Genomic DNA, 23,807 nt, shown 5'->3' with positions numbered 1-23,807 from the left:
AAGCTTGGTTTGGCACCCTGCTTGGCTTCAATGGCGAAAAGAGCGATCCGCTGACCGACAGCTACCCATTGGGACAATGGTTACCGTAGCTACAGTCCAACCCTAATGCGCTTCCATAAGCCCGATAATCTCAGCCCCTTTGGGCAGGGCGGATATAACGCTTATGCAGACTGTAACTGTAATCCGATCAATTTCCGGGATGACACAGGTCATGCGCGAACATTTGCTCAGCTACGGAAGTTTTGGGCTGAAAATAGCCAGCCGCCCCCACCCTCAACTACCCAGTTGAAACGCGCGCCAAAAAAGAAAGTAACATTTGATAGGAAAATAACTAGCGTCATCTACACGGACGAACACGACATACAAAGAAGCCGGCTTATTAAAGAAAAGCAGTCCTTACAAGACTACATTCAAAAATTTACTCAACGCGTAAGGCGGAAAACAAAAGAATTCAATTTTCTCATGGAGCCCTCGACGTCCGTCTTCGCGAAAAGTTTGGGCATCAGTGCGAAAAGATACCAGACTGAACTGGAGGAACTTGCAACGTGGCTTGACGAGGCGCATGACCGATTGAAATATCTCAACGTCACACTCAGAAGCTATCGAGTTTAAGGGGAACGCATGTGGAATATCGGATAAATAGTGCATCGCTTCGCGCTTACACACCTTATGGACATGTTCAATATCGCTTTTCACATCAGGAACTACTCGGCTTCAACGGGGAACTGCTAGAAAGGCACTCTGAAACATACCTGCTTGGAAATGGCTATCGTCCTTACAACCCGGCAACCATGCGTTTTAGCGCACCTGATAACTTGAGCCCGTTTGGCAAAGGCGGCCTGAATGCGTATGGCTATTGCACAGGTGATCCAGTGAATCAACGAGACCCCAGCGGGCATGCGGGCATGCAACAAAAAGTCAGACCTGATTTGTGGCGCTCCCGGGGGCCGATTGTTGAACCCGAGCAAATGTTTCAACAGCAGGGTCGGCGGTTAATGCCTAGGCAACAACACGCCGCCCGACAGCCTGGTAGACACCCGTTTGCTCCAGAAGGTGGCCGTGGATTGTATTCGCGACGGGATGTAGCCAACGCCCGAGCTGGCCAGGCTCACAACGCGCCTGCCCGGTCAGGCGATAGGATCGCAGCGCCCAGTGCTGCGCAACCTAGCACGCCACCGACACGGAGCATGGAAGATGCCTTAAGGATTTACGATGACTTGGTGGTGGCTCATGGGCACATACAGCGATCCGAGCGAGACGTTGCCCTTCTGACACCCGGCACCGAACTCTATATCGACCATCAAAACACCATCGATCGCATCCGAAGACATGCTGCCAGCCTGCGGTCGCAGCTTGGCGTTGATAACCTACGCTGGCTTCACTTGTGAAAGGCCACGGCCATTTCAATCGGCTCAACTGAACAGGGCCAATCAAACCGACGGTGTTGTCGCCGGTACCGGCGTGGTCCACAGGCTACCCAGGTTCTGCAGCAGCGACCCAGCGATGCCCTGCTGTCCGAGGTACTGCAGGATCAGTGGAGCAAACTGCCCGATCATCCCAGTGTCCATGCCCAGCGCCTTGAACGCAGTGTCTAGGTCGCTGCGGTTTTCCACGTTGTTACCCAACGCTTTACTCAGCGCCGACTGGCTTTCGCTGTTCTTGCCCAACAAATCGCCCAACCCACTCAACCCGCCCAGCGCATTGGCGCCCGCCAGCAGATCCAGCCCTGGCACAGCCTTGGTCAGCTGGCCATAGTCGTCGTTGCTCAGGTTGTTACGCGCCAGCCCCAACATCGCCCCTGCCCCGCCGATGGCCTGTTCCGGGGTGATGTTCAGTTCGCTGCCCAAGGTATTGAGCAAACTGGCCTGCGCTTCGGGCGCCTGTACCTGGCCTTGCTGGCTCTGATTCTGGTTCTGCATGGCCGACACGGCATTGGCGGCGTCGCTGAGGTTGAAGGCGAACACCGGGCTTGCGGCCAGGGTCATCAGGGTTGCCAGGGTGAATGCTTTCATCGGGAGGGACCTCATGGGCCGGAATGGCCGGGGAAACGAGGCGTTGGACTGGGCGTTTGGAGGTTTGTTCCGGGCCGCGTATCGGAGGAAGCGTCAGCATACCGATACGACACCCTAACAATTTGGCGCTCCTTTACCGCTACGCATGTTCAATGACCTGATATTTCTGCCAGTTGTTGCCAACGGCTCGCAGGCGCAGGCTTTGCAGTCAGGTGAAAGTACATTGGGCGATCAAGCATCACGCCTAGAGGTTTCCGATACCTCCAGACGAGTTGGCCAGAGGTATCGGCAAGCCGACTCTGGTTTTTCCAGGAGCACTGCCATGGGGTGAAAGGGACCACAGGGCAGCCGTCGGGAAGATAGCAGCAAAGCACCACATATCAGTGAACGAGGACTTAACATTGAAACGACACACTACTGAGAAAAGTTTGCTCTTCTACAATGACGGCCAGTTAACCAATATACAGCGGGGCAATTTGACCAGCTCAGTTATTAGACATAGGAGCTTGCCACTGGCTGAGAGATATAGCGAGTCAGGCACCTTCGGAGGAAAACGTATAGCGACTGATGATTCGGGCTCTGTTTTTCTTATCAAAACCTCAAACATGCCTAACGTGTTAAGCTATGCTGCATACGGGTACTGTCCGACTGCGCAGGCACAGCTTTCACTGCTGGCATATAACGGCGAATACGTGAATGCTACAGGCACCTATCTGCTAGGCAATGGCTACCGGTGCTACAACCCCAGCCTAATGCGTTTCCACTCAGCTGACGACCAGAGTCCTTTTGACGCTGGGGGAGTGAACGCCTATGCATATTGCGAGGGTGATCCGATAAACAAAATTGATCCGTCAGGTCATAGCAGCATTTGGAATTTTTTCACAAATAAGAGCAAACGTCCCACATCGGCTGAGCGACTGGAAGCGGCACACCTCCCCCTCAAGGATCTCGCTCAAGCAAAACAACAATCATTAAGCAAGACAGAGTACAATAAATTAAAGAAAAACATGCAAATAACAACCTCTTTCCTCACCAGAAAAGTCAAACAGTACAAGGCCATAAACGCACCGAACTACGGAAGCAAGACAGCGCCTGGAAACACGCGTACAGAAGGAATTAAATTGAGCCAATACAAGACGCAACTCGGTTACGCCATAGAAAACCAAGAAACGTTAGAGACGTTCAAAAAAATAACACTCGGCGGTAAAGAACGGTACATGACCCCGGCGAACCAGGAGAGCTACCTGAAGCTTCTAACGACAGACACCAAGGATACCGCCAGCGATATTAGAAAAACTTGAGGTCTTACCTGGCCTCATCTACCGCGGCACCTAAAATTCCTATCTGGGGTTTCAGGTGTCGCCGAAGTTTATATTTTGAGCAGTGCTATCGCTAACTTCTTAAATGCCTAAACTCTACGCAAAAGACGGCATTATCAACTGACAAAGATCACGTTCTTCTTGGCCTCCCAGTAGATTCTTCGGACTTCCCCTAATCCCTGTAAGACGTTTCCGAAACATACTCGCAATCCCCCAAAGCCATTGCGGTGATCTGGGTCGCGCTCTAGTCTCGGGCGGTCGTTACTGATCAACGACCGGCTTTTACAGGCCGATTTCGACGGACGCATTGTGGATTGCCTTATATGGTGGCTGTGCGTGGGGCACCTCGTGTGCGCCGGGTTTACTCTGTCGACCGGTCTGTCAACCCGCGTACAGCCGCCACCCATATGTTTGACAGCAGGGGCGTCGGCGCAACCGACAGAGGTTTACACCATGCTAACGATGATCCCCGATCCACCCCACAATTCCCCTTCCTCGAAGACACCCTTATCCAGGCCACGGACTATGCCTGCGCTCAAACCGTCGTGCACCAGGCCATTCTGCTGCAGCCCAAGTCGCCGACCTCGATCCTCATCATGGCCACGATGCATGAGCTTGAAGCGCTGCGCATACTGCTGAAGACGGCGTTGATCCACGTGCAGATGCCAGCGGAACCGCGAACGCTGCATTAAGGCGTGAGACTTGTGTTGGCTGGGCTGGCCCTATCGCGGCTGAAGCCGCTCCTACAAGTATTGCGCTGGGCCTGTAGGAGCGGCTTTAGCCGCGATAGGGCCGGGCCTGGCAGTCGAGAAACTGCAGGGAGGTTGAATGATGACCAGCGACGACACCAAGACCACCGTCGGCAAGACCTTTTAGGAGTTTACCTATTCCGTGTAGGACGTTTGCGAAACATACTCGCAATCCCCCAAAGCCATTGCAGTGACCTGGGTCGCGCTCTAGTCTCGGGCGGTCGTTACTAATCAACGACCGGCTTTGACAGGCCGATTTCGTCAACCACATGGCTTTGCCTCTATGGCAGCTGTGCATGGGGCACTCACGTGCGCCGGGTTTTGGTTGACCTACCGGTCTGTCAACCCATGTACAGCTGCCGCCTTCTTGTTTGACAGCAGGCTGGTGGTGGCACCATTATAGGTCATCCATCATGCTCAAGATCGTCCCCGATCCACCCCACAATTCCCCTTCCCTCGAAGACACCCTCATCCAGGCCACGGACTATGCCCTGTGCGCCCAAACCGTCGCGCACCAGGTCATTCTGCTGCAGCCCAAGTCGCCGACCTCGATCCTGATCATGGCCACGATGCATGAGCTTGAAGCGCTGCGCGTACTGCTGGAGACGGCGTTGATCCAGGTGCAGATGCCAGCGGAACCGCGAACGCTGCATTAAGGCGTGAGACTTGTGTTGGCTGGGCTGGCCCTATCGCGGCTAAAGCCGCTCCTACAAGAATTGCGCTGGGCCTGTAGGAGCGGCTTTAGCCGCGATAGGGCCGGGCCTGGCAGTCGAGAAACTGCAGGGAGGTTGAATGATGACCAGCGACGACACCAAGACCACCGTCGGCAAGACCTTTTTCTACCAGGCCGAAGGCCACAACCACCCGTTGTTCTGCATTGCACCGGGCATTCCCTGCCAGAGTGCCCGCGAACAGGCTTCGGAGCTGATGGGCTATGTCCGGGATTTGACCATTGACGGGCTGATGGACAACAAGCCGCAGTTGCTCTGGGCTTCACATTATCTGAGCGCATTGGCCAAGGCGCTGCTGGATGATGCCGAACTGGGGATGATGCGCTGATCCATGGGTCGCCAGGGCTGGCCTCTTCGCGGGGCAAGCCCCAACCCAACTCTTTTTCGCCGTACGTCCTGTATCCAACTGAAAACAGGGTTTTTAGAGGTGCCCTTTGGCCAAAGTGGGATTAAGGCATAGGCTTACTGCAGGTGCCATCACCCACCAACCACAACGTATTCCCACCTACCTCCGGCAAGATATTTAAGAATTTACCTATTCCGTGTAGGACGTTTCCGAAACATACTCGCAATCCCCCAAAGCCATTGCGGTGATCTGGGCTGCACTCTAGTCTCGGGCGGTCGTTGCGAAATCAGCGATCGGCTTTGACAGGCCGACCAGAAAATCCTCATGGCTTTCGCCTTCGATGGCGGCTGTGTTTGGGGCACTTCGTGTGCGCCGGGTCTTTGGTTTTTCTACCGGTCTGTCAACCCATGCACAGCTGCCACCCATTTGTTTGACAGCGGAGGGTGGTGGCCCCTATCGAGAAAAAACCCATGCTCAAGATCGTCCCCGATCCACCCCACACCTCCCCTTCCCTCGAAGACACCCTCATCCAGGCCACGGACTATGCCCTGTGCGCCCAAACCGTCGCGCACCAGGTCATTCTGCTGCAGCCCAAGTCGCCGACCTCGATCCTCATCATGGCCACGATGCATGAGCTTGAAGCGCTGCGCGTACTGCTGGAGACGGCGTTGATCCAGGTGCAGATGCCAGCGGAACCGCGAACGCTGCATTAAGGCGTGAGACTTGTGTTGGCTGGGCTGGCCCTATCGCGGCTAAAGCCGCTCCTACAAGAATTGCGCTGGGCCTGTAGGAGCGGCTTTAGCCGCGATAGGGCCGGGCCTGGCAGTCGAGAAACTGCAGGGAGGTTGAATGATGACCAGCGACGACACCAAGACCACCGTCGGCAAGACCTTTTTCTACCAGGCCGAAGGCCATAACCACCCGTTGTTCTGCATTGCACCGGGCATTCCCTGCCAGAGTGCCCGCGAACAGGCTTCGGAACTGATGGGCTATGTCCGGGATTTGACCTTTGACGGGCTGATGGACAACAAGCCGCAGTTGCTCTGGGCTTCACATTATCTGAGCGCATTGGCCAAGGCGCTGCTGGATGATGCCGAACTGGGGATGATGCGCTGATCCATGGGTCGCCAGGGCTGGCCTCTTCGCGGGGCAAGCCCGCTCCCAAACTGTTAATTCTGCCAGTATCAAAATTCCTGCGGCTGTTCAAAATGGGCTTCGAGCAGCCTCCATTCAACCGATACGGCAGGGACTTGAATCATGAGCACATCATCGAAACGCAAGCTTTTCTTCTACAACACCGACAAGCCAACTACCGTAAAAGAAGGCGACTGCTACCACATCATCATTCGACATGCCGATATGCCCTTGGCAGAGCAGCGAGTAGACGTGATATCGAGCACAGGGTTGCTGGCAACCGATGACAAAGGCTCTGTATTCGTGGTGCAAGACAAAGAAAGCGAAAGCTCCACCACCCACAATGACCAGGCGAACTGACCCGCTCCACCGCCCTCGGACAACCCAGAAAAAACAAAGCCCCTCACGGGAGGGGCTTTGTCTTGTCAGTCACTTCATGCCGCGCCCCACATCTTGTGTGGGTCGATCACGAATTTCTTCGGCGCACCGGCATCGAACTCGCCGTAGCCTTCCGGCGCCTGATCCAGGTTGATCACCTGCACGCCCACCACTTCGGCAATATTGATGCGGTCCCACATGATCGCCTGCATCAGCTGGCGGTTGTACTTCATGGTCGGGGTCTGGCCGGTGTGGAAGCTGTGCGACTTGGCCCAGCCCAGGCCGAAGCGGATGCTCAGCGCACCGATCTTGGCAGCGGCATCTACCGCGCCCGGGTCTTCGGTCACGTACAGGCCCGGGATACCGATGTTGCCGGCGACGCGGGTAACCTGCATCAGCGAGTTCAGCACCGTGGCCGGGGCTTCGTGCTTGGCACCTTCGTGGCCATGGCCACGTGCCTCGAAGCCTACGGCGTCGACGGCGCAGTCCACTTCCGGCTCGCCGAGGATGTCGACGATCTGCTCGTGCAGCGGGGTGTCCTTGGACAGATCGACCACTTCAAAGCCCTGGGACTTGGCGTGGGCCAGGCGGGCTGGGTTGAGGTCGCCGACAATGACGCAAGCAGCGCCCAGCAGGCGTGCCGAGGCTGCAGCAGCCAGGCCGACCGGGCCGGCACCGGCAACGTAGACGGTACTGCCTGGGCCTACGCCGGCAGTCACGGCACCGTGGTAGCCGGTTGGCAGGATGTCGGACAGGCAGGTCAGGTCACGGATCTTCTCCATCGCCTTGTCGCGCTGTGGCAGTTTCAACAGGTTGAAGTCGGCGTAGGGCACCAGCACGTACTCAGCCTGGCCGCCGGTCCAGTCGCCCATGTCGACGTAGCCGTAGGCACCGCCGGCGCGGGCCGGGTTGACGGTAAGGCAGACACCGGTGTGCATCTCTTTGCAGGAGCGGCAGCGGCCGCAGGCAACGTTGAACGGTACCGAGACCAGGTCGCCGATCTGCATGCGCTCGACGTCGCGGCCCTTCTCGACGATTTCACCGGTGATTTCGTGGCCCAGAACCAGGCCGACCTGGGCAGTCGTGCGGCCACGGACCATGTGCTGGTCGGAGCCGCAGATGTTGGTGGAAACCACCTTGAGGATCACGCCGTGCTCGATCTTCTTGCCGCGTGGGTCTTGCATTTTCGGGTAGTCGATCTTCTGTACTTCGACCTTGCCAGCGCCGAGATACACCACTCCACGATTGCCAGACATGCTCTTACCTCGCTTGATTTGTATTTATGCAGCGTTGGTTGAAGCGCCACCATCCATGGGCGGCTTGTGTTACTGGAATGCAGAGAATTGTGGGCCTGATACCGCAGGGTGCACTGACTGGGAGCGACAAGCAGATGCCTTTTAGCGGCAGCAGTGTCGCGGGGAAACCGGCGGGATGAAACCGAGGGGGTGAACTGTTCGGGCCTCTTCGCGGCCAAGGCCGCTCCTACAGGTACCACGTTGCCCCTGAAGGCATGATATCCGTGCGGGAGCGGCGTCAGTCGGGAAGAAGCTGGAACAGCCGTTAGAGAACGACAGTCCGATTGGCGTTCAGGAACACCCGCCGCTCGATGTGATAGCCCACCGCTCGCGCCAGGGTCAGGCACTCGATATCACGCCCTTTGGCGATCAGGTCTTCCGGGTAATGGCTGTGGTCCACCACCTCGACGCCCTGGGCGATGATCGGCCCCTCGTCGAGGTCGTTGTTGATGTAGTGCGCGGTGGCACCCACCATCTTCACGCCCTTGTTGTAGGCCTGGTGGTACGGCTTTGCGCCTTTGAAACCAGGCAACAACGAGTGGTGGATATTGATCGCCCAGCCATCCAGGCGCCGGCACAGCTCAGGCGACAGTACCTGCATGTAACGCGCAAGAATGACCAGCTCGGCGCCAGTTTCCTCGATCACGTTCAACACCTTGCGCTCTTGCGCAGGCTTGTCCTTGGGGTCGAGGGCGAAATGGTAGTAGGGGATCTTGTGCCACTGCGCGAGCGGTTCGAGGTCGGGGTGGTTGGACACCACCGCGACCACGTCCATGCCCAACTGGCCGATGCGCTGGCGATACAGCAGGTCGTTCAGGCAGTGGTCGGCCTTGGACACCATGATCACCACCTTGGGGCGGTGATTCGGCGCGGTCAGCTCGAACGTCATGCCGAACGCATCGCTACGCTCGGCAAGGCCGGCACGGAAACCGGCTTCGTCGAAATCGTCCGGCTGGCGGAACTCGACGCGAATGAAAAAGCGCCCCGACAGCCGATCATCGAAGGAGTGGTGCTCCGTGACATAGCAACGCTGCTCGAAGAGGTAACGCGTCACCACATCGACGGTGCCGAGCATGCTCGGGCAGTCGGCGGTGAGAATCCAAGTATCCGGTGCCCGACTCATGTTCAGTTCTCCTTAGGCTTCGATGCTCAGGCCATACTCGGCCGAAGCGTCCTGCAGCCACAGCCACCAGTAGTCGGAGAAGCTGCGGCGAACCACCAGTTCCCAGGTGTCCTCGGCAGTACGGCGGATCACCAGTTGCGACTTGGCGAACACGGTACCGACCGCCTTGCCCACCGGGAAGTTGTTCGGGTGAACATCGTAGCTGGTTGACTTCATCAGCACGTCGCGCACGTTCGGGCCGCGTAGCTCCAGCACGCTCTGTCCGCCGCTGACGTTGACCACTTGAATGTGCTGGCCTTCGAGGGCCGCACGCAGTTTCTGCTCGGTTGCGAACTCCTGGCCGCCTGGGACGATCAGTAGCCACTCATCTGGGCCCATCCATTGCAGCGACATTTCGCCATTGGCGACCACGGTCAGCGCCACCGGCAGCTCCAGGCCCAGGGCCTTGTGCACGCCTGCGGCGAATTCTGGGTCATGGCCATCGCCACGGATGGTCAGGTGACCGAGGAATTTCTTCTCACGCAGGGTCACGCCTGCGTTCTTGCGGCCTTTGCCCACCAGGCTGGCCAGGTCGGCGTGGTGCAGTGGCGACTGGGCCTTGGCCTCGGCGCCGGGGTTTTGCTGGAAGACGTTGATAGCGCTCATTTCTTACCTGCCTTGAATTCTTGTTCGTCGATGCGAAGCAGCTTCTGTGGTGTGGCCACCGGCACTATCGCCGGCAAGCCACCCCCCACAGGGCCCAGAGTCAAACGTTCTGCCGCTCACCCTTCGGATCGAAGAACACCGAAGACACGATTTCCGCCTCGATCACGCTGCCGTCGGCCTGCGGCGAGTAGACACGCTCGCCCATGCGCTTGAGGCCGCCCTTGACCACACCCATGGCGAACGAGTAGCCCAGGGAGTTGGCCGCGTAGCTGGAAGTGACGTGCCCGACCATGTCCATCGGGATCGGCTGTTTCGGGTCGAACACCAACTGAGCACCTTCCGGCAGCCACTTGGTTGGGTCCACGGGCTTGAGGCCCACCAGCTGCTTGCGGTTTTCGCGCACGCAGTCTTCGCGGTTCATGCCACGCAGGCCGATCCACGAGAACGGCTTGTTGCGGCCCACGCACCAGCTCATGTTCAGGTCGTCCGGGGTCATCGAGCCGTCGGTATCCTGGCCAACGATGATGAAGCCCTTCTCGGCACGCAGCACGTGCATGGTCTCGGTGCCGTACGGGGTCAGGTTGTACTTCTTGCCTGCCTCGACGATCTTCTCCAGCACACCCATGGCGTAGTTGGCCTGGACGTTCACTTCGTACGAGAGCTCACCGGTGAACGAGATTCGGAACACACGGGCCGGCACGCCGCCGACGGTGCCTTCCTTCCAGGTCATGAACGGGAAGGCTTCCTTGTCCAGGTCGATGTCGTCGGTCAGCTCGCTCAGCAGCTTGCGGCTGTTGGGGCCGGACAGGGTCAGTGTGGCCCAGTGGTCGGTGACCGAGGTGAAGTACACCTTCATCTCTGGCCATTCGGTCTGGTGGTACAGCTCCAACCACTGCAGCACACGGGCGGCGCCGCCGGTGGTGGTGGTCATGTAGAAGTGGTTGTCGCCAACGCAGGCGGTCACGCCGTCGTCGAAGACCATGCCGTCTTCCTTGCACATCAGGCCGTAGCGAGCCTTGCCCACGTCGAGCTTGGTCCAGGCGTTGGTGTACACGCGGTTGAGGAACTCGCGGGCATCCGGGCCCTGGATGTCGATCTTGCCCAGGGTCGAGGCGTCCAGCAGGCCCACGCTGTCGCGCACGGCCTTGCATTCACGGGCCACGGCGGTGTGAATGTCTTCACCCGCCTTGGGGAAGTACCACGGACGTTTCCACTGGCCGACGTCTTCGAATTCGGCGCCGTTCTTCACGTGCCAGGCATGCAGGGCGGTGAAACGCACAGGCTCGAACAGGTGGCCGCAGTGGCGACCGGCTACCGCACCGAAGGTCACCGGGGTGTAGTTCGGGCGGAACATGGTGGTGCCCATTTCCGGAATGCCGATACCCAGCGAACGGGCAGCAATGGCCAGGCCGTTGATGTTGCCCAGCTTGCCCTGGTCGGTACCGAAGCCCAGCGCGGTGTAGCGCTTGACGTGCTCGACCGACTCGAAGCCTTCGCGAGTGGCCAGTTCGATGGCCGCGGCAGTGACGTCGTTCTGCTGATCGACGAACTGCTTCGGCGCACGGGCAGTGCCCTTGTCGTGCGGAACCTGGAACAGCGCGACGGTCGCTTCTTCCTTGCGCTGCACGGCTTTTGGCAGGGTGCCGACGGTAGCCTTGAAGCCGGCTTCGGTGGCGGCTTGCACACCACCTTCGAAACCATTGGCAATCACGTCACCGAGTGGGTACACGCCGTTCACGCCGCCTACGCACACGCGCTTCTGCGGTGCGTCGCCCGGCACGAAGCCGAGGATATCTTCACGCCATACCGGACGGCCGCCCAGGTGCGAGGCCAGGTGAACGACCGGGCTGTAGCCGCCGGAGGTGGCGATCAGGTCGCATTCGAGCACTTCGCCAGGGCTGGTGACCTTGTGCGCTTGGACGTCGATGGCGGCCACACGGGCGCCGGTGACGTGCTTGCTGCCCTTGGCCTCGATCACAGCGCTGGAGGTGAGGATGCGAATGCCCTTGGCGCGCGCTTCCTCGACCAGCGAACCGCGTGGATTGTGGCGCGCGTCGGCGATCGCCACCACTTGCAGGCCGGCGTCGTGCCAGTCCAGCGCGGCGCGGTAGGCGTGGTCGTTGTTGGTCGACAGCACCAGTTTGCGGCCTGGGGCCACGCCGTAGCGGCGTACGTAGGTGGAAACGGCACCGGCCAGCATATTGCCCGGCACGTCGTTATTGCCGTACACCAGTGGGCGCTCGTGGGCACCGGCCGCCAGCACCACGCGCTTGGCGCGGACACGGTGGACGCGGTGACGCACCTGACCGATCGGGGCACGGTCACCGAGGTGGTCGGTGAGGCGCTCGTGGATGGTCAGGAAGTTGTGGTCGTGGTAGCCATTGACCGTGGCACGCGGCAGCAGGGTCACTTCCGGCAGGCTTTCCAGCTCTTTGACGACGCTGTTGACCCAGTCCGCGGCAGGCTTGCCGTCGAGGGTTTCGCGGCTGTCGAGCAGGCTGCCACCGAACTCTTCCTGTTCGTCGGCCAGGATCACACGGGCACCGCTACGGGCGGCGGCCAGTGCGGCGGCCAGGCCAGCAGGGCCGGCACCGACGATCAGCACGTCGCAGTGCTGGTTCATGTAGTCGTAGCTGTCCGGGTCGTTCTGCAGCGGCGCGCGGCCCAGGCCGGCTGCCTTGCGGATGTACTTCTCGTAAGTCATCCAGAACGATTTCGGGTACATGAAGGTTTTGTAGTAGAAGCCCGGCGGCATCATGCTGCCGCCAACCTTGCCGAGAATGCCCATGACGTCGTTGTTGACGTTCGGCCAGCCGTTGGTGCTGGTCGCGACGAGGCCTGCGTACAGCGCCTGCTGGGTGGCACGCACGTTAGGGATCTGGGTGGCTTCGCTGGAGCCGATCTGCAGGATGGCGTTCGGCTCTTCGGTCCCGGCGGCGATGATCCCGCGAGGGCGCGAATACTTGAAGCTACGACCGACGATGTCGACGCCGTTGGCCAGCAGCGCGGCGGCCAGGGTGTCACCGGCATAGCCCTGGTAGGTCTTGCCGTTGAAGGTGAAGTTCAGGACCTTGCTGCGGTCGATACGGCCGCCGCTGGCGAGGCGATAGGTCTGGCTCATACTTTTTCCCCTTGGCCTTTGACGGTCGACGGTGCGCTGCTGGCCTTGCCGTTGGCGGTCACCTGTGGCTTCTCGCCAATCTTGTAGGTTTCCAGAATTTCGTAAGTCACGGTGTCACGGGTGACGTTGAAGTACTGACGGCAGCCGGCAACGTGGTCCCACAGTTCGTGGTGAATACCGCGAGGGTTATCGCGGAAGAACATGTAGGTGCCCCACTCCTCGTCGGAGCAGGCGTTGGGGTCCAGCGGGCGGGCGATGTGCGCCTGGCCAGAGGCGTGGAACTCTTCTTCGGAGCGCAGCTCGCCGCAGTGGGGACAGAAAATTTGCAACATGACGGTTGTCTCCGGTTAGTGGGCGACGGCAGCAGCGCCGTGTTCGTCGATCAGTGCGCCGTTGTAGAAACGGTCGATGGAGAAAGGCGCAGCCAGCGGGTGCATCTCGCCCTTGGCCAGGCTCGCCGCGAAGACGTTGCCCGAACCCGGGGTGGCCTTGAAGCCGCCGGTACCCCAACCGCAGTTGAAGAACATGTTCTTGACCGGGGTCTTGGAGATGATCGGGCACGCATCCGGGGTGGTGTCGACGATGCCGCCCCACTGACGGTTCATGCGCACGCGGGACAGGTTCGGGAACATTTCGACGATCGCTTGCAGGGTGTGCTCGATGATCGGGTAAGAACCACGCTGGCCGTAGCCGACCCAGCCGTCGATACCCGCACCGATCACCAGGTCGCCCTTGTCGGACTGGCTGATGTAGCCGTGCACGGCGTTGGACATGATCACGCTGTCGATGATCGGTTTGATCGGCTCGGACACCAGTGCTTGCAGCGGGTGCGATTCCAGCGGCAGGCGGAAGCCGGCCAGTTTGGCCATGTGCCCGGAGTTACCGGCGGTGACCACGCCGACGCGCTTGGCGCCGATGAAGCCCTTGTTGGTTTCCACGCCGATGACCGCGCCGTTTTCCTTGCGGAAACCGATCACTTCGGTCTGCTGGATCAGGTCCACGCCCAGGGCATCGGCGGCACGGGCGAAGCCCCAGGCCACGGCGTCGTGACGGGCCACGCCGCCACGGCGCTGAACGGTCGCGCCGAGGATCGGGTAACGGGTGTTCTTCGAGCAGTCCAGGTACGGGATCTCGGCCGCGACCTGGGCGGTGTTGAGCAGCTCGCCATCCACGCCGTTGAGGCGGTTGGCGCTGACACGACGCTCGGAGTCACGCATGTCCTGCAGGGTGTGGCACAGGTTGTAGACGCCGCGCTGGGAGAACATCACGTTGTAGTTGAGGTCCTGGGACAGGCCCTCCCACAGCTTCATGGCGTGCTCGTACAGGTGCGCCGACTCGTCCCACAGGTAGTTGGAACGCACGATGGTGGTGTTACGGGCAGTGTTGCCGCCGCCCAGGTAGCCCTTCTCGACTACCGCCACGTTGGTGATGCCGTGCTCCTTGGCCAGGTAGTAGGCCGTGGCCAGGCCGTGGCCGCCACCGCCGACGATGACCACGTCGTAGACCTTCTTAGGGGTCGGCGTGCGCCACATGCGCTGCCAGTTCTCGTGGTGGCTGAGAGAGTGTTTGAAGAGGCCGAAGCCCGAATAACGTTGCATGGTGGGTTACTCCCTCAGCGGTAAACCGGGAAATCGGCGCACAGGGCGGCGACGTTCTTGGCCACATCGGCTTCGACGTCGGCATCGCCGAGGTTGTCGAGGATGTCGCAGATCCAGCCGGCCAGGGCCACGCACTGGGCAACCTTGAAGCCGCGGGTGGTGACGGCCGGGGTACCGATGCGCAGGCCAGAGGTGACGAACGGCGACTGCGGGTCGTTCGGTACGGCGTTCTTATTGACGGTGATGTGGGCGCGACCCAGGGCGGCGTCGGCGTCTTTGCCGGTCAGGCCCTGACGAATCAGGCTGACCAGGAACAGGTGGTTGTCAGTGCCGCCGGAGACCACGTCGTAGCCGCGATCGACGAACACCTGGGCCATGGCCTGGGCGTTCTCGATGACTTGTTTCTGGTAGGCCTTGAATTCAGGTTCCAGCGCTTCCTTGAAGCACACGGCCTTGGCAGCGATGACGTGCATCAGCGGACCGCCCTGGGCGCCTGGGAAGACGGCCGCGTTGAGTTTCTTCTCGATCTCTTCGTTCGACTTGGCCAGGATCAGGCCGCCACGAGGGCCGCGCAGGGTCTTGTGGGTGGTGGTGGTGACCACATCGGCGAACGGAATCGGGTTCGGGTACAGGCCAGCGGCGACCAGGCCGGCCACATGGGCCATGTCGACGAACAGCAGCGCGCCCACTTTGTCGGCGATGGCGCGGAAGCGTGGGAAGTCGAGGGTCTTGGAGTAGGCCGAGAAGCCAGCAACGATCATCTTCGGCTTGTGCTCGACAGCCAGGCGCTCGACTTCGTCGTAGTCGATCAGGCCGGTGTTGGTGTCGATGCCGTATTGGACGGCGTTGTACAGCTTGCCCGAGGACGACACCTTGGCGCCGTGGGTCAGGTGGCCGCCATGGGCCAGGCTCATGCCCAGGATGGTGTCGCCGGCCTGCAGCAGGGCCAGGTAGACAGCGCCGTTGGCCGAGGAGCCAGAGTGTGGCTGGACGTTGGCGTAGTCGGCGCCGAACAGCTGCTTGGCGCGCTCGATGGCCAGCGCTTCGACTTTGTCGACATGCTCGCAGCCGCCGTAGTAACGCTTGCCTGGGTAGCCCTCGGCGTACTTGTTGGTCAGGCCGCTGCCCTGGGCCTGCATCACGCGCTTGCTGGTGTAGTTCTCCGAGGCGATCAGCTCGATGTGATCTTCCTGACGCTGTTCTTCGGCATTCATCGCCGCCAGCAGTGCATCGTCATAACCTTGGATCTGGTCTTGCTTGCTGAACATCTTGTTTCTCCCGGCAGCGATCGTTTCTTGTCTGTAAGGCACTGTGGCCCTTTATGGCGATGGTATGACTGGCCGGGGTGACTCAGATGCCTGCGCACGCCTTGCAATGGCGCGTTTACGACATTCGTCGTTGTGCTGTTTATGCCGGCCCTGTCACGGGCGAACCCGCGTCCACAGCCAGTGCGGTGTGCTGAAGGCCTGTGGTATCGCTGTGGGAGCGGGTTTACCCGCGAGAAGGCCAGCCCGGCCACCACACATATCAACCGATGCGCAGCTTGTATAGGCAACCGCCGAAGCGATGGTTTAGAGTGCTGTTCTGCGTCGTTCACAGGACCGTGTCATGCCAGATAACAGCCAACAATTCGCCAGCGACAACTACTCCGGAATCTGCCCCGAAGCCTGGGCGGCGATGGAAAAGGCCAACCATGGCCACGAACGCGCCTACGGCGACGACCAGTGGACCGAGCGCGCCTCGGAGTACTTCCGCAAACTGTTCGAAACCGACTGCGAAGTGTTTTTCGCCTTCAACGGCACTGCCGCCAACTCCCTGGCCCTGGCCTCGTTGTGCCAGAGCTACCACAGTGTGATCTGCTCTGAGACCGCCCACGTCGAAACCGACGAATGCGGCGCGCCGGAGTTCTTCTCCAACGGCTCCAAGCTGCTCACCGCGCCTAGCATCGCAGGCAAGCTGACCCCGGCGTCGATCCGCGAAGTGGCCCTCAAGCGCCAGGACATCCACTACCCCAAGCCACGTGTGGTCACCATTACCCAGGCCACCGAAGTGGGCACCGTGTACCGCCCCGACGAGCTCAAGGCGATCAGCGCCACCTGCAAGGAGCTGGGCCTTAACCTACACATGGACGGGGCGCGCTTCACCAATGCCTGTTCGTTCCTCGGCTGCTCGCCGGCCGAGCTGACCTGGAAGGCCGGCGTCGACGTGTTGTGCTTTGGCGGCACCAAGAACGGCATGGCCGTCGGTGAGGCGATCCTGTTCTTCAATCGCGCCCTGGCCGAAGACTTCGACTACCGCTGCAAGCAAGCCGGGCAACTGGCTTCGAAGATGCGTTTCCTGTCGGCGCCATGGGTCGGGCTGCTGGAGGATGGCGCCTGGCTGCGCCACGGCGCCCACGCCAACCGCTGCGCACAGTTGCTGGCGTCGCTGGTCAGTGATTTGCCTGGGGTGGAGCTGATGTTCCCGGTGGAGGCCAACGGGGTCTTCCTGCAGATGCCGGAACCCGCCATCGAAGCGCTGCGTCAAAAGGGCTGGCGGTTCTACACCTTCATTGGTAACGGTGGGGCGCGCTTCATGTGCTCGTGGGATACCGAAGAGGCCAGAGTTCGCGCGTTGGCGGCGGATATCAGAGCCATCATGGGCCATTGATCGAGCCCACTATTGAGGCTCGGCACATCGGGCCTCAATACCGGTTAATTAGTTGCAAGCTGCAACTGGCAGTTCTGACAGTTGTGCACTTTCCGACGGGCGCCCTATTTTGATATGCCTCGTGACGTGACCGAATACCCACAGGAAGGTGCCAGATGCCAAGTGCGAATAAAAACATCGATAAAAATTTAGTCATCATCGACCATACCCCCTATACATTAGATGAGTTTGCCGGGTTACCCTTGTTCTGCCTGACCGCCAATGACTGGTTCACTTATGTGACGGGCGGAGACTTTCAGACTTTCATTCTCAAGGAAGTACAAAAAAAGCAGGAGGCAGACTGGAGTACAAGGCTCAACCTAACTTCGACAAATGGCGGAGTAACCACCGAGGCACCCGCGCCTCTACTTGAACTTGCAAAACGCAGTCCAACCCCAAACGGAAATAGCCTCACACTCACGGTCGATAATGAAGGCATCATTATCCAAGATAAAATAACTGTTTATGACGTGCTCACCACATTGGCCCAGTCAGCGGATCGAAGAATCGCCTTCAGCAGCAAAAAGTATCGAGTGAAACTCTATCAATATGCTTACTTTAGCGAGCAGGGTTTCGCCTTTGTAAACCTTAACCTCGAATCGCTCTGACACAACTGAATTACGCTTTCGCCCGAACAGCAGGCCTGTTCGTTGCGTCGTCGAGGCAGCATCGCTGGCAAGCAGGCTCCTACAGAGAGCGGACAGCACCTGTAGGAACCGCTTGCCGGCGATGAACGCAGCACAAATCTAAAGCTTGAACCCGCCCATTTGCCGCGCCAGGTCATCGGTCAACCCGCGCAAGGCCTGACACTCTTGCCTACAGCCCTGCACCTCGGCCGCCGTCTCCCTGGCCAAGTCGGAAATCCCCTGCACTGTCCGATTGATTTCCTCGGTCACCGCCGACTGTTCTTCGGTCGCCGTGGCCACTTGGCTGTTCATGTCGCTGATGTGCTCGACCTGATCGGTAATCGCGCCCAGCGATGTCCCGGTGCGCTGGCTGGACTCGACACCGCTACCGGTCGCCTGCTGCCCGGCCTGCATCGAACTCACGGCCATGCCGGCGCCATGCTTGAGGCGCTGGATCATGTGCTGGACTTCGTCGGTGGACACCTGCGTACGCCGCGCCAACGTGCGTACCTCGTCGGCGACCACCGCGAAACCACGGCCCATTCCCCCCGCCCGCGCCGCTTCGATGGCAGCGTTCAGCGCCAGCAGGTTGGTCTGCTCGGAAATGCTGCGGATAACGGCAAGAACTTCGTCGATAGAGGAGACTTCATCCGCCAACTGCGCAACTGCATCCGCCGCTTTGCCGATATCGCCGGACATGCCCTCGATGCCCTGTATCGACCGGCGCACCACCTCGCGCGCCTGCAAGGCTTCGTCACGAGCCGACTGCGATGCCTGGGCTGCATCACCGGCGTTGCGGGCGATGTCCTGCACGGTCAGGCCCATCTCGTGCACAGCCGTGGCGACCATCTCGGTCATTTCCTGCTGCCGCCCCGAGCGCTCGGCGGTGTTGTCCACTACCCGGGTCACTTGCCCGACCGCCAGGTGCAGGCGCTCGGTGGTGCGCAGCACCTCGCCGATCAGTGCGCGCTGGCTGTCGACGAACTGGTTGAAGCCGCGCGCCAGGTCGCCAAGCTCATCTTCACGCGAGTCATCCAGGCGCTGGCTGAGGTCTCCCCCGCCACTGCCGATCTGCACCAATGCCACAGTGACCTGGCGGATTGGCCGCACCAGCCCGCGCGCCATCAGTACCACCAACAGCAATGAAACCAGCGCCACGGCACCACCGATCAGGCTGGTGAGCCACACGGCCTGGCGCGCCTGGGCGTAGATCTCGGCTTCCGGCACTTCGGCCACCAGCGTCCAGTTCAAGTCGCGCAGGGGCAGGCCCAGGGCCAGGTAGTCTTCACCGTCACGGCTGAAGCGGGTGCTGTGCAGGTTGTCACCTGCAGCCATGACCGCCTTGGCGGCCTCGGCGCCGATCTGCTCCGTAAGCTGGCGTTTGCCGCTGAACGTGTTCTCTGGATGCACCTGGATCAGGCCATCGTTGCGCACCAGCATGACCCGTCCGTGCTCGCCGAAGCTGAAGTCATGGATCAGCTTCGACAATTCGGTCATGCGCAGGCCCATGCCCGCCACACCCACCAGTTGGCCGTTCTTTTCCACGCGATAGTCGATGAACAGCGCCAGCTCCCCGGTGGAGCCGTCGATGTCGATATTGATCAGGCGCTCGGCGCCGCTGTCGATGTAGCCATAGAACCACGTGTCCTTGGGGTTGTCGCGGCTCAGGGTTCGGTCCAGGCCCTTCTCGTTGTAGTAGTGGCCAGTTTCGGTCGAGGCGAACAGGGTGGTGAAGGCTCGGTTGCGCTGCTTGGCAGCCTCCAAGTACTCGATGAAACGGGGCGCTTCGGCGGGGTTCTCACCGGCTGCGAGCCAGTCGCGCAGCAGGGTGTTGCCCGCGATGTCGGCCGCTGCGGTCAGCGGCTGCCCGAGCATACGCTCGATGTCGTTGCGGATGGCTTCGATGCTGGCCGGCAATGCCGTGTCGACCAAATACCGGTCGGTCAGGCGGTTGACCGCCACCGTATAGATCGCCACCACCACCAGGATGCTCGCCAGCAGGGCCGCGCCCATGCTCGCGATCAACTGCCACTGGATACTGCGCCGCCAGATACGCATGCCACCACTCTCCCACCAATTATTGTTTTGGGGGAAGTGTATACACTTACGTATCCAGTTAATCCAGCGATCTGACGCAAGCTGCTGCGCCTTGTGGGAGGGGGTTCGCCGGCGAATGCGATGTTGCGTTCACCGCCGCATTCGCGAGTAAACCCGCTCCTACAAAGGGTCGGTGCAGAAGTTATTGCTCGGCAATGGTCCGAACGATCGCGTCCACGGTGGCGTCGATCTGCGCCTGGGTACGCTCAAGGGTCTGCTGGTGTTCGCGTTGCAGTTCAACCTGCTTGGAACACAGATTCAGGGCCGCCAGCACCAGCAGTTTGTCACCGATCAGGGTCGGGTACTGTCGCTTGGTCTCGGCCAGGGCGGTGTTGAGCATCCGTACCGCCTGCGCCAGGGTCTCCTCCTGGCCTTCGGGCGCCTTGATCGAATAGTCGTTGCCAAGGATCGACACGACGTTGATCGGCTGCGCTTGCAGTCTCATGCGCCGACGACACCTGCGCTGGCGCGCTCAACCAATGCCTGGATACGGGCAGCGGTAGCACCGTGCTTTTCTTCCTGCTCCATCAGCGACAGCTGCAGGGTCTCGTTTTCCTCCTTGGCTTGGGCCAATTGCTGGCCGAGGGCGGTATTTTGCTCGGTGAGCTGAGCGTTTTTCTGCATCAGGTCGCTGACCAGTTGCTCGAGTTGATTCAGGGAGGCTTCCAACATAGGTCTATCTCGGGTTGTTGCAAAGGGCGCACACGATAAAGAAAAGCGCGAACCCTCGCCATTAAATATCGGATTTTCAAGGCTATTGCCTGCGCAGATTGACAGGGTAAGCAGCACCTTGTTCCGACCTGGGTCAACCGCCGGTCAGGAAAACCGTTAGCGACCTCACATAATTGTCCGGTCGCACTCAAGACCGATCAGTCACGTCCGATAGCTTGTCAGGTCATATTTTGTCGCACGGACCGCGCCTTCATTTCCCTGGACCCCTCTCCCATGTCCCTACGCAACATGAACATTGCCCCGCGCGCACTCCTCGGGTTCGCGCTGATCGGCCTGCTGATGCTCGGCCTCGGTGTTTTCTCGCTCATCCAGATGGGCAGCATCCGACAGGCGGGCGTCGCCATCGAGAACATCAGCGTGCCGAGCATCAAGACCCTCGATGAGCTGACATCGCTCAACCTGCGCCTGCGTACCCTCTCGTACCGCCTGTTGACCAACCGGGAGCCAGAAACTCAGCGCGACACCCTGGCCCTGCTGGACCAGCGTAATGCCCAGATCGACCAGGCCCGTCGTGCCTACGAGCCACTGATCAGCGCAGCCGATGAACAGGCCGCATTCGACCAGTACACGCAACTGCTCAATCAGTACCGTCAGCTCGAAGCCCGCATGCGCAGCCTGAGCCAGGCCAATCGCACCGACGAGCTGCGCGACCTGCTCAATCGCGATCTGTTGGCAAACTCCGAACAAATCAACAAGGTCATGGATACCCTGGTACGGATCAACACCGAGCAGACCCGCGCGACCAACGAAACCGCCGCCAGTCAGTACGACACCGCCTTCGCCCTGGTGGTCGGGCTGTTGATTGCCGCCACCGTACTGACCTTCCTCTGCGCGTTTCTACTGACCCGCAGCATCGTCAAACCTATCGAGGAAGCGCTCAAGTGCGCCGAACAGGTGGCCGATGGCGACCTGACCCACACCATCCGTGCCGAAGGCACCGACGAAGCTGCTCGCCTGCTGCGTGCCATGGCCCGCATGCAGGACAAACTGCGCGACACTTTGCAATTGATCGCCGGCTCCGCCACCCAGCTGGCGTCGGCTGCCGAAGAGTTGAACAGCGTTACCGACGAAAGCGCCCGTGGCCTGCAGCAGCAGAACAATGAAATCGAACAGGCCGCCACCGCCGTCACCGAGATGACCAGCGCAGTGGAAGAAGTGGCGCGCAATGCGGTCAGCACTTCGGAAGCCTCCAGCGAGGCCAGCCGTTCGGCAGGCGATGGCCGCGACCTGGTGATGGAGACGGTCGGTGCCATCGAACGCATGAGCGGCGATGTGCAGGCCACTGCCAAGCTGATCACCCACCTGGCCGAGCAATCACGCGACATCGGCAAGGTGCTGGATGTGATCCGGGGCCTGGCCGACCAGACCAACCTGTTGGCGCTCAATGCCGCCATCGAGGCCGCCCGCGCCGGTGAAGCTGGCCGTGGTTTCGCGGTGGTGGCCGATGAAGTGCGGGCGCTGGCCCATCGTACCCAGCAATCGACCAGCGAAATCGAGCGCATGATCGGTAGCATCCAGGGCGGTACCGACGAGGCCGTGGCGTCGATGCGCACCAGCACCGAACGCGCCGAGTCCACCCTCAACATCGCCCGTGGCGCCGGTATGGCGCTGGATACCATTGCCGGCGCAGTGGCGCAGATCAATGAGCGAAACCTGGTGATCGCCAGCGCGGCGGAAGAGCAGGCCCAGGTGGCGCGGGAAGTGGACCGCAACCTGGTCAACATCAATGACCTGTCGGTACAAAGCGCGACAGGAGCGCATCAGACCAGTGCGGCGAGTGCGGAGTTGTCGCGCCTTGCAGTGGATTTGAATGGACTGGTGGCGCGGTTCCGCACCTGAGAAAGCGGGGCCGCTCGCGGCCCATCGCAGCAAGCCGGCTCCTGCACAAAAGGGTGCAGGAGCCAGCCATTTCGGATCAGTATTCGATCCGTACATCCCCCTTCGGCACACTGCAGCACGACAGGATGTAGCCTTCGGCTTCGTCTTCCTCGGTAATACCGCCGTTGTGCTCCATCTCCACTTCGCCACCGAGCTTGAGTACCTTGCAGGTGCCACAGATGCCCATGCCGCAGGCTTTGGGAATCATCAGCCCGACCTTTGCCGCCGCCGCATGCACTGTTTCGCCCGGCGCGACGCGGATGCTCTTGTCGCTGCCGACGAACTCCACCAGGTTCAGGTCCGATGCGTCCAGTTCCGGCGCGTCGGCGGCCTGTTCGGCATGTTCGACCGCATCGGCCTTGGCCTCTGGCGGCGTGGCGCCGAACGACTCTTCGTGGTAGTTCTTCATGTCGAAGCCCACCGCTTCGAGCATGCGCTTGACCGCGCTCATGTATGGCGTCGGCCCGCAGCAGAACACCACGCGCTCCATGTAGTCAGGGGCGATCAGCTCCATCAGCCGCTGGTTCAGGTAACCACGGTAGCCCGCCCACGGCTCGCCCAAACCATGCTTCTCGCAAATGATGTGCAGGCTGAAGTTAGGGATGCGCGACGCCATCTGCTCCAGCTCGCGGTGGTAGATGATGTCTTTGGGCGAACGGGCGCTGTGGACGAACACCATGTCGACATTGCCGTTGGTGTCATAGAACCAGCGCGCCATCGACATCACCGGGGTAATGCCCACGCCACCCGACAGGTAAAGCACTTTCGGCGCGGGGAAGTCGATGGCGTTGAACAGCCCGACAGGGCCGTGCACCGGCACCTCAAGGCCTTCGTGCATAGTGTCGTGCAGGAAGTTGGACACCAGCCCCCCCGGCACGCGCTTGACGGTGATCGAGAAGCTGTAGGGCACCGATGGCGAGCTGGAGATGGTGTACGAACGCATTACCTGCTTGCCGTCGATTTCAAGCTCCAGGGTGACGAACTGCCCTGGCTTGAAGAAGAACATGATCGGCTGGTCGGCCATGAAGCAGAAGGTGCGCACGTCCCAGGTCTCCTGGATGACCTTGACGCAGCGCACGATGTGGCGGCCGTTGGCCCAGGTCTGGGTGGTGACCGGATTGAGGAAGGTATCGGACATGTTCATCTCCAGCGGCCGACTATTGGCCTTTTATGGCTTGGATAATGCGCAAGCTGAAGGCGACGTACATTCCTGCCAGCGACATCGGCGTGCTTATCGCGACCAGCCGCGCACTACAAGGGTTGGCGCGTCGGAATTCGAATCGGCCATGTCGCCCATGGATACGGTTGCTGACGTCTTCGGACGCACACTCCACG

22 protein-coding genes and 4 pseudogenes are annotated in these 23,807 nt (G+C 60.4%); 13 read left to right on the top strand and 13 right to left on the bottom strand.

Translation table 11 applies throughout. From position 1 onward, the window contains the following. Window positions 1-105 precede the first annotated feature (105 nt). Entirely contained in the window at window positions 106-612 is a 507-nt protein-coding gene (locus C4Q26_RS13520; protein WP_104883172.1) for a hypothetical protein, read from the top strand. A gap of 11 nt (window positions 613-623) precedes the next feature. Continuing rightward, window positions 624-899: pseudogene (locus C4Q26_RS28335) on the top strand (RHS repeat-associated core domain-containing protein); the annotation flags it as partial. Window positions 900-1,430: 531 nt separating this feature from the next. Here the strand turns inward: C4Q26_RS28335 and C4Q26_RS13510 are convergent. Next, window positions 1,431-2,012 (bottom strand): DUF2780 domain-containing protein, encoded by a 582-nt coding sequence (locus C4Q26_RS13510; RefSeq protein WP_023382751.1) that lies wholly within the window; start codon window positions 2,010-2,012, stop codon window positions 1,431-1,433. A 401-nt stretch (window positions 2,013-2,413) separates the two neighbouring features. On the opposite strand from C4Q26_RS13510, the gene C4Q26_RS13505 reads away from it, so the two are divergent. From C4Q26_RS13505 to C4Q26_RS13475, 7 genes and pseudogenes are all read left to right on the top strand, one after another. After that, window positions 2,414-3,313, top strand: coding sequence for an RHS repeat-associated core domain-containing protein (locus C4Q26_RS13505; protein ID WP_238546531.1), 900 nt, complete (start codon window positions 2,414-2,416; stop codon window positions 3,311-3,313). Window positions 3,314-3,784: 471 nt separating this feature from the next. Then, window positions 3,785-4,023, top strand: a pseudogene (locus C4Q26_RS13500) (hypothetical protein). Between the two features lie 470 nt (window positions 4,024-4,493). Further along, the gene (locus C4Q26_RS13495) at window positions 4,494-4,736 is read left to right on the top strand and encodes a hypothetical protein (RefSeq protein WP_023382754.1); all 243 of its coding nucleotides are present in this window, start codon (window positions 4,494-4,496) and stop codon (window positions 4,734-4,736) included. A 139-nt stretch (window positions 4,737-4,875) separates the two neighbouring features. Next, a complete protein-coding gene (locus tag C4Q26_RS13490) occupies window positions 4,876-5,139 on the top strand; it encodes a DUF3077 domain-containing protein (protein ID WP_023382755.1) in 264 nt (87 codons plus the stop codon). A 488-nt stretch (window positions 5,140-5,627) separates the two neighbouring features. Continuing rightward, complete coding sequence (locus C4Q26_RS13485; protein ID WP_023382756.1) at window positions 5,628-5,870, top strand: hypothetical protein; 243 nt, start codon at window positions 5,628-5,630, stop codon at window positions 5,868-5,870. 139 nt (window positions 5,871-6,009) lie between these two features. Next, the gene (locus tag C4Q26_RS13480; RefSeq protein ID WP_023382757.1) at window positions 6,010-6,273 is read left to right on the top strand and encodes a DUF3077 domain-containing protein; all 264 of its coding nucleotides are present in this window, start codon (window positions 6,010-6,012) and stop codon (window positions 6,271-6,273) included. Between the two features lie 141 nt (window positions 6,274-6,414). Continuing rightward, the gene (locus C4Q26_RS13475; RefSeq protein ID WP_023382758.1) at window positions 6,415-6,651 is read left to right on the top strand and encodes a hypothetical protein; all 237 of its coding nucleotides are present in this window, start codon (window positions 6,415-6,417) and stop codon (window positions 6,649-6,651) included. A gap of 74 nt (window positions 6,652-6,725) precedes the next feature. On the opposite strand, the gene fdhA is transcribed toward C4Q26_RS13475, so the two are convergent. The 7 genes from fdhA to C4Q26_RS13440 all read right to left on the bottom strand — a co-directional run bounded on the left by fdhA (window position 6,726) and on the right by C4Q26_RS13440 (window position 15,719). Continuing rightward, window positions 6,726-7,925, bottom strand: coding sequence for a formaldehyde dehydrogenase, glutathione-independent (gene fdhA, locus C4Q26_RS13470; RefSeq protein ID WP_023382759.1), 1,200 nt, complete (start codon window positions 7,923-7,925; stop codon window positions 6,726-6,728). A gap of 304 nt (window positions 7,926-8,229) precedes the next feature. Then, window positions 8,230-9,087 (bottom strand): formyltetrahydrofolate deformylase, encoded by an 858-nt coding sequence (gene purU, locus C4Q26_RS13465; protein WP_023382760.1) that lies wholly within the window; start codon window positions 9,085-9,087, stop codon window positions 8,230-8,232. A 12-nt stretch (window positions 9,088-9,099) separates the two neighbouring features. After that, complete coding sequence (locus tag C4Q26_RS13460) at window positions 9,100-9,732, bottom strand: sarcosine oxidase subunit gamma (RefSeq protein ID WP_023382761.1); 633 nt, start codon at window positions 9,730-9,732, stop codon at window positions 9,100-9,102. Window positions 9,733-9,832: 100 nt separating this feature from the next. After that, window positions 9,833-12,853, bottom strand: coding sequence for a sarcosine oxidase subunit alpha (locus C4Q26_RS13455; RefSeq protein ID WP_023382762.1), 3,021 nt, complete (start codon window positions 12,851-12,853; stop codon window positions 9,833-9,835). Beyond that, window positions 12,850-13,185, bottom strand: a complete 336-nt coding sequence (locus C4Q26_RS13450; protein WP_023382763.1) for a sarcosine oxidase subunit delta — start codon at window positions 13,183-13,185, stop codon at window positions 12,850-12,852. Before C4Q26_RS13450 ends, C4Q26_RS13455 begins: the two co-directional genes overlap by 4 nt. A gap of 15 nt (window positions 13,186-13,200) precedes the next feature. Continuing rightward, window positions 13,201-14,451: a sarcosine oxidase subunit beta family protein gene (locus tag C4Q26_RS13445; protein ID WP_023382764.1), complete on the bottom strand. Its 1,251-nt coding sequence runs from the start codon at window positions 14,449-14,451 to the stop codon at window positions 13,201-13,203. 14 nt (window positions 14,452-14,465) lie between these two features. Next, window positions 14,466-15,719 carry a serine hydroxymethyltransferase gene (locus C4Q26_RS13440; protein WP_023382765.1) on the bottom strand — a complete coding sequence of 418 codons (1,254 nt, stop codon included), beginning with the start codon at window positions 15,717-15,719 and terminating at the stop codon, window positions 14,466-14,468. A gap of 340 nt (window positions 15,720-16,059) precedes the next feature. Here C4Q26_RS13440 and C4Q26_RS13435 point away from each other — a divergent pair, with 340 nt between their 5' ends. Both C4Q26_RS13435 and C4Q26_RS13430 read left to right on the top strand, forming a co-directional pair. Beyond that, window positions 16,060-17,100 carry a low specificity L-threonine aldolase gene (locus tag C4Q26_RS13435; RefSeq protein WP_104883171.1) on the top strand — a complete coding sequence of 347 codons (1,041 nt, stop codon included), beginning with the start codon at window positions 16,060-16,062 and terminating at the stop codon, window positions 17,098-17,100. Between the two features lie 155 nt (window positions 17,101-17,255). Then, the gene (locus C4Q26_RS13430) at window positions 17,256-17,747 is read left to right on the top strand and encodes a hypothetical protein (RefSeq protein ID WP_023382767.1); all 492 of its coding nucleotides are present in this window, start codon (window positions 17,256-17,258) and stop codon (window positions 17,745-17,747) included. Window positions 17,748-17,885: 138 nt separating this feature from the next. Here the strand turns inward: C4Q26_RS13430 and C4Q26_RS28795 are convergent, their stop codons facing one another. The 4 genes and pseudogenes from C4Q26_RS28795 to C4Q26_RS13415 form a co-directional block, all read right to left on the bottom strand. Then, window positions 17,886-18,590 (bottom strand): methyl-accepting chemotaxis protein, encoded by a 705-nt coding sequence (locus tag C4Q26_RS28795; RefSeq protein WP_371919603.1) that lies wholly within the window; start codon window positions 18,588-18,590, stop codon window positions 17,886-17,888. A 207-nt stretch (window positions 18,591-18,797) separates the two neighbouring features. Continuing rightward, window positions 18,798-19,640 (bottom strand): annotated as a pseudogene (locus C4Q26_RS28790) (cache domain-containing protein); the annotation flags it as partial. 364 nt (window positions 19,641-20,004) lie between these two features. After that, window positions 20,005-20,307 (bottom strand): cell division protein ZapA, encoded by a 303-nt coding sequence (locus C4Q26_RS13420; RefSeq protein WP_023382769.1) that lies wholly within the window; start codon window positions 20,305-20,307, stop codon window positions 20,005-20,007. Then, window positions 20,304-20,534, bottom strand: a complete 231-nt coding sequence (locus C4Q26_RS13415) for a hypothetical protein (protein ID WP_023382770.1) — start codon at window positions 20,532-20,534, stop codon at window positions 20,304-20,306. Before C4Q26_RS13415 ends, C4Q26_RS13420 begins: the two co-directional genes overlap by 4 nt. Window positions 20,535-20,807: 273 nt before the next feature. On the opposite strand from C4Q26_RS13415, the pseudogene C4Q26_RS28785 reads away from it, so the two are divergent. Continuing rightward, window positions 20,808-21,530 (top strand): annotated as a pseudogene (locus tag C4Q26_RS28785) (MCP four helix bundle domain-containing protein); the annotation flags it as partial. Between the two features lie 30 nt (window positions 21,531-21,560). After that, window positions 21,561-22,433, top strand: a complete 873-nt coding sequence (locus C4Q26_RS28780; RefSeq protein ID WP_371919397.1) for a methyl-accepting chemotaxis protein — start codon at window positions 21,561-21,563, stop codon at window positions 22,431-22,433. Window positions 22,434-22,509: 76 nt separating this feature from the next. On the opposite strand, the gene gbcB is transcribed toward C4Q26_RS28780, so the two are convergent. Then, window positions 22,510-23,610, bottom strand: coding sequence for a glycine-betaine demethylase subunit GbcB (gene gbcB / locus C4Q26_RS13405; RefSeq protein ID WP_023382772.1), 1,101 nt, complete (start codon window positions 23,608-23,610; stop codon window positions 22,510-22,512). Window positions 23,611-23,807: the final 197 nt, after the last annotated feature.

The sequence above is a fragment of the Pseudomonas sp. SWI44 genome (assembly GCF_002947915.1).
Taxonomy (GTDB): Bacteria; Pseudomonadota; Gammaproteobacteria; order Pseudomonadales; family Pseudomonadaceae; genus Aquipseudomonas; species Aquipseudomonas taiwanensis.
This window is presented reverse-complemented; position numbering and strand designations above follow the sequence as displayed.

Excerpts from the sequence above, each read along its gene's own strand:
- C4Q26_RS13520 (WP_104883172.1), top strand. The coding sequence starts at position 106 with ATGCGCTTCCATAAGCCCGATAATCTCAGCCCCTTTGGGCAGGGCGGA.
- C4Q26_RS13510 (WP_023382751.1), bottom strand. The coding sequence starts at position 2,012 with ATGAAAGCATTCACCCTGGCAACCCTGATGACCCTGGCCGCAAGCCCG.
- C4Q26_RS13495 (WP_023382754.1), top strand. The coding sequence starts at position 4,494 with ATGCTCAAGATCGTCCCCGATCCACCCCACAATTCCCCTTCCCTCGAA.
- C4Q26_RS13490 (WP_023382755.1), top strand. The coding sequence starts at position 4,876 with ATGACCAGCGACGACACCAAGACCACCGTCGGCAAGACCTTTTTCTAC.
- C4Q26_RS13485 (WP_023382756.1), top strand. The coding sequence starts at position 5,628 with ATGCTCAAGATCGTCCCCGATCCACCCCACACCTCCCCTTCCCTCGAA.
- C4Q26_RS13480 (WP_023382757.1), top strand. The coding sequence starts at position 6,010 with ATGACCAGCGACGACACCAAGACCACCGTCGGCAAGACCTTTTTCTAC.
- C4Q26_RS13475 (WP_023382758.1), top strand. The coding sequence starts at position 6,415 with ATGAGCACATCATCGAAACGCAAGCTTTTCTTCTACAACACCGACAAG.
- fdhA (WP_023382759.1), bottom strand. The coding sequence starts at position 7,925 with ATGTCTGGCAATCGTGGAGTGGTGTATCTCGGCGCTGGCAAGGTCGAA.
- purU (WP_023382760.1), bottom strand. The coding sequence starts at position 9,087 with ATGAGTCGGGCACCGGATACTTGGATTCTCACCGCCGACTGCCCGAGC.
- C4Q26_RS13460 (WP_023382761.1), bottom strand. The coding sequence starts at position 9,732 with ATGAGCGCTATCAACGTCTTCCAGCAAAACCCCGGCGCCGAGGCCAAG.
- C4Q26_RS13455 (WP_023382762.1), bottom strand. The coding sequence starts at position 12,853 with ATGAGCCAGACCTATCGCCTCGCCAGCGGCGGCCGTATCGACCGCAGC.
- C4Q26_RS13450 (WP_023382763.1), bottom strand. The coding sequence starts at position 13,185 with ATGTTGCAAATTTTCTGTCCCCACTGCGGCGAGCTGCGCTCCGAAGAA.
- C4Q26_RS13445 (WP_023382764.1), bottom strand. The coding sequence starts at position 14,451 with ATGCAACGTTATTCGGGCTTCGGCCTCTTCAAACACTCTCTCAGCCAC.
- C4Q26_RS13440 (WP_023382765.1), bottom strand. The coding sequence starts at position 15,719 with ATGTTCAGCAAGCAAGACCAGATCCAAGGTTATGACGATGCACTGCTG.
- C4Q26_RS13435 (WP_104883171.1), top strand. The coding sequence starts at position 16,060 with ATGCCAGATAACAGCCAACAATTCGCCAGCGACAACTACTCCGGAATC.
- C4Q26_RS13430 (WP_023382767.1), top strand. The coding sequence starts at position 17,256 with ATGCCAAGTGCGAATAAAAACATCGATAAAAATTTAGTCATCATCGAC.
- C4Q26_RS28795 (WP_371919603.1), bottom strand. The coding sequence starts at position 18,590 with ATGGGCCTGACCGTGCAGGACATCGCCCGCAACGCCGGTGATGCAGCC.
- C4Q26_RS13420 (WP_023382769.1), bottom strand. The coding sequence starts at position 20,307 with ATGAGACTGCAAGCGCAGCCGATCAACGTCGTGTCGATCCTTGGCAAC.
- C4Q26_RS13415 (WP_023382770.1), bottom strand. The coding sequence starts at position 20,534 with ATGTTGGAAGCCTCCCTGAATCAACTCGAGCAACTGGTCAGCGACCTG.
- C4Q26_RS28780 (WP_371919397.1), top strand. The coding sequence starts at position 21,561 with ATGGCCCGCATGCAGGACAAACTGCGCGACACTTTGCAATTGATCGCC.
- gbcB (WP_023382772.1), bottom strand. The coding sequence starts at position 23,610 with ATGTCCGATACCTTCCTCAATCCGGTCACCACCCAGACCTGGGCCAAC.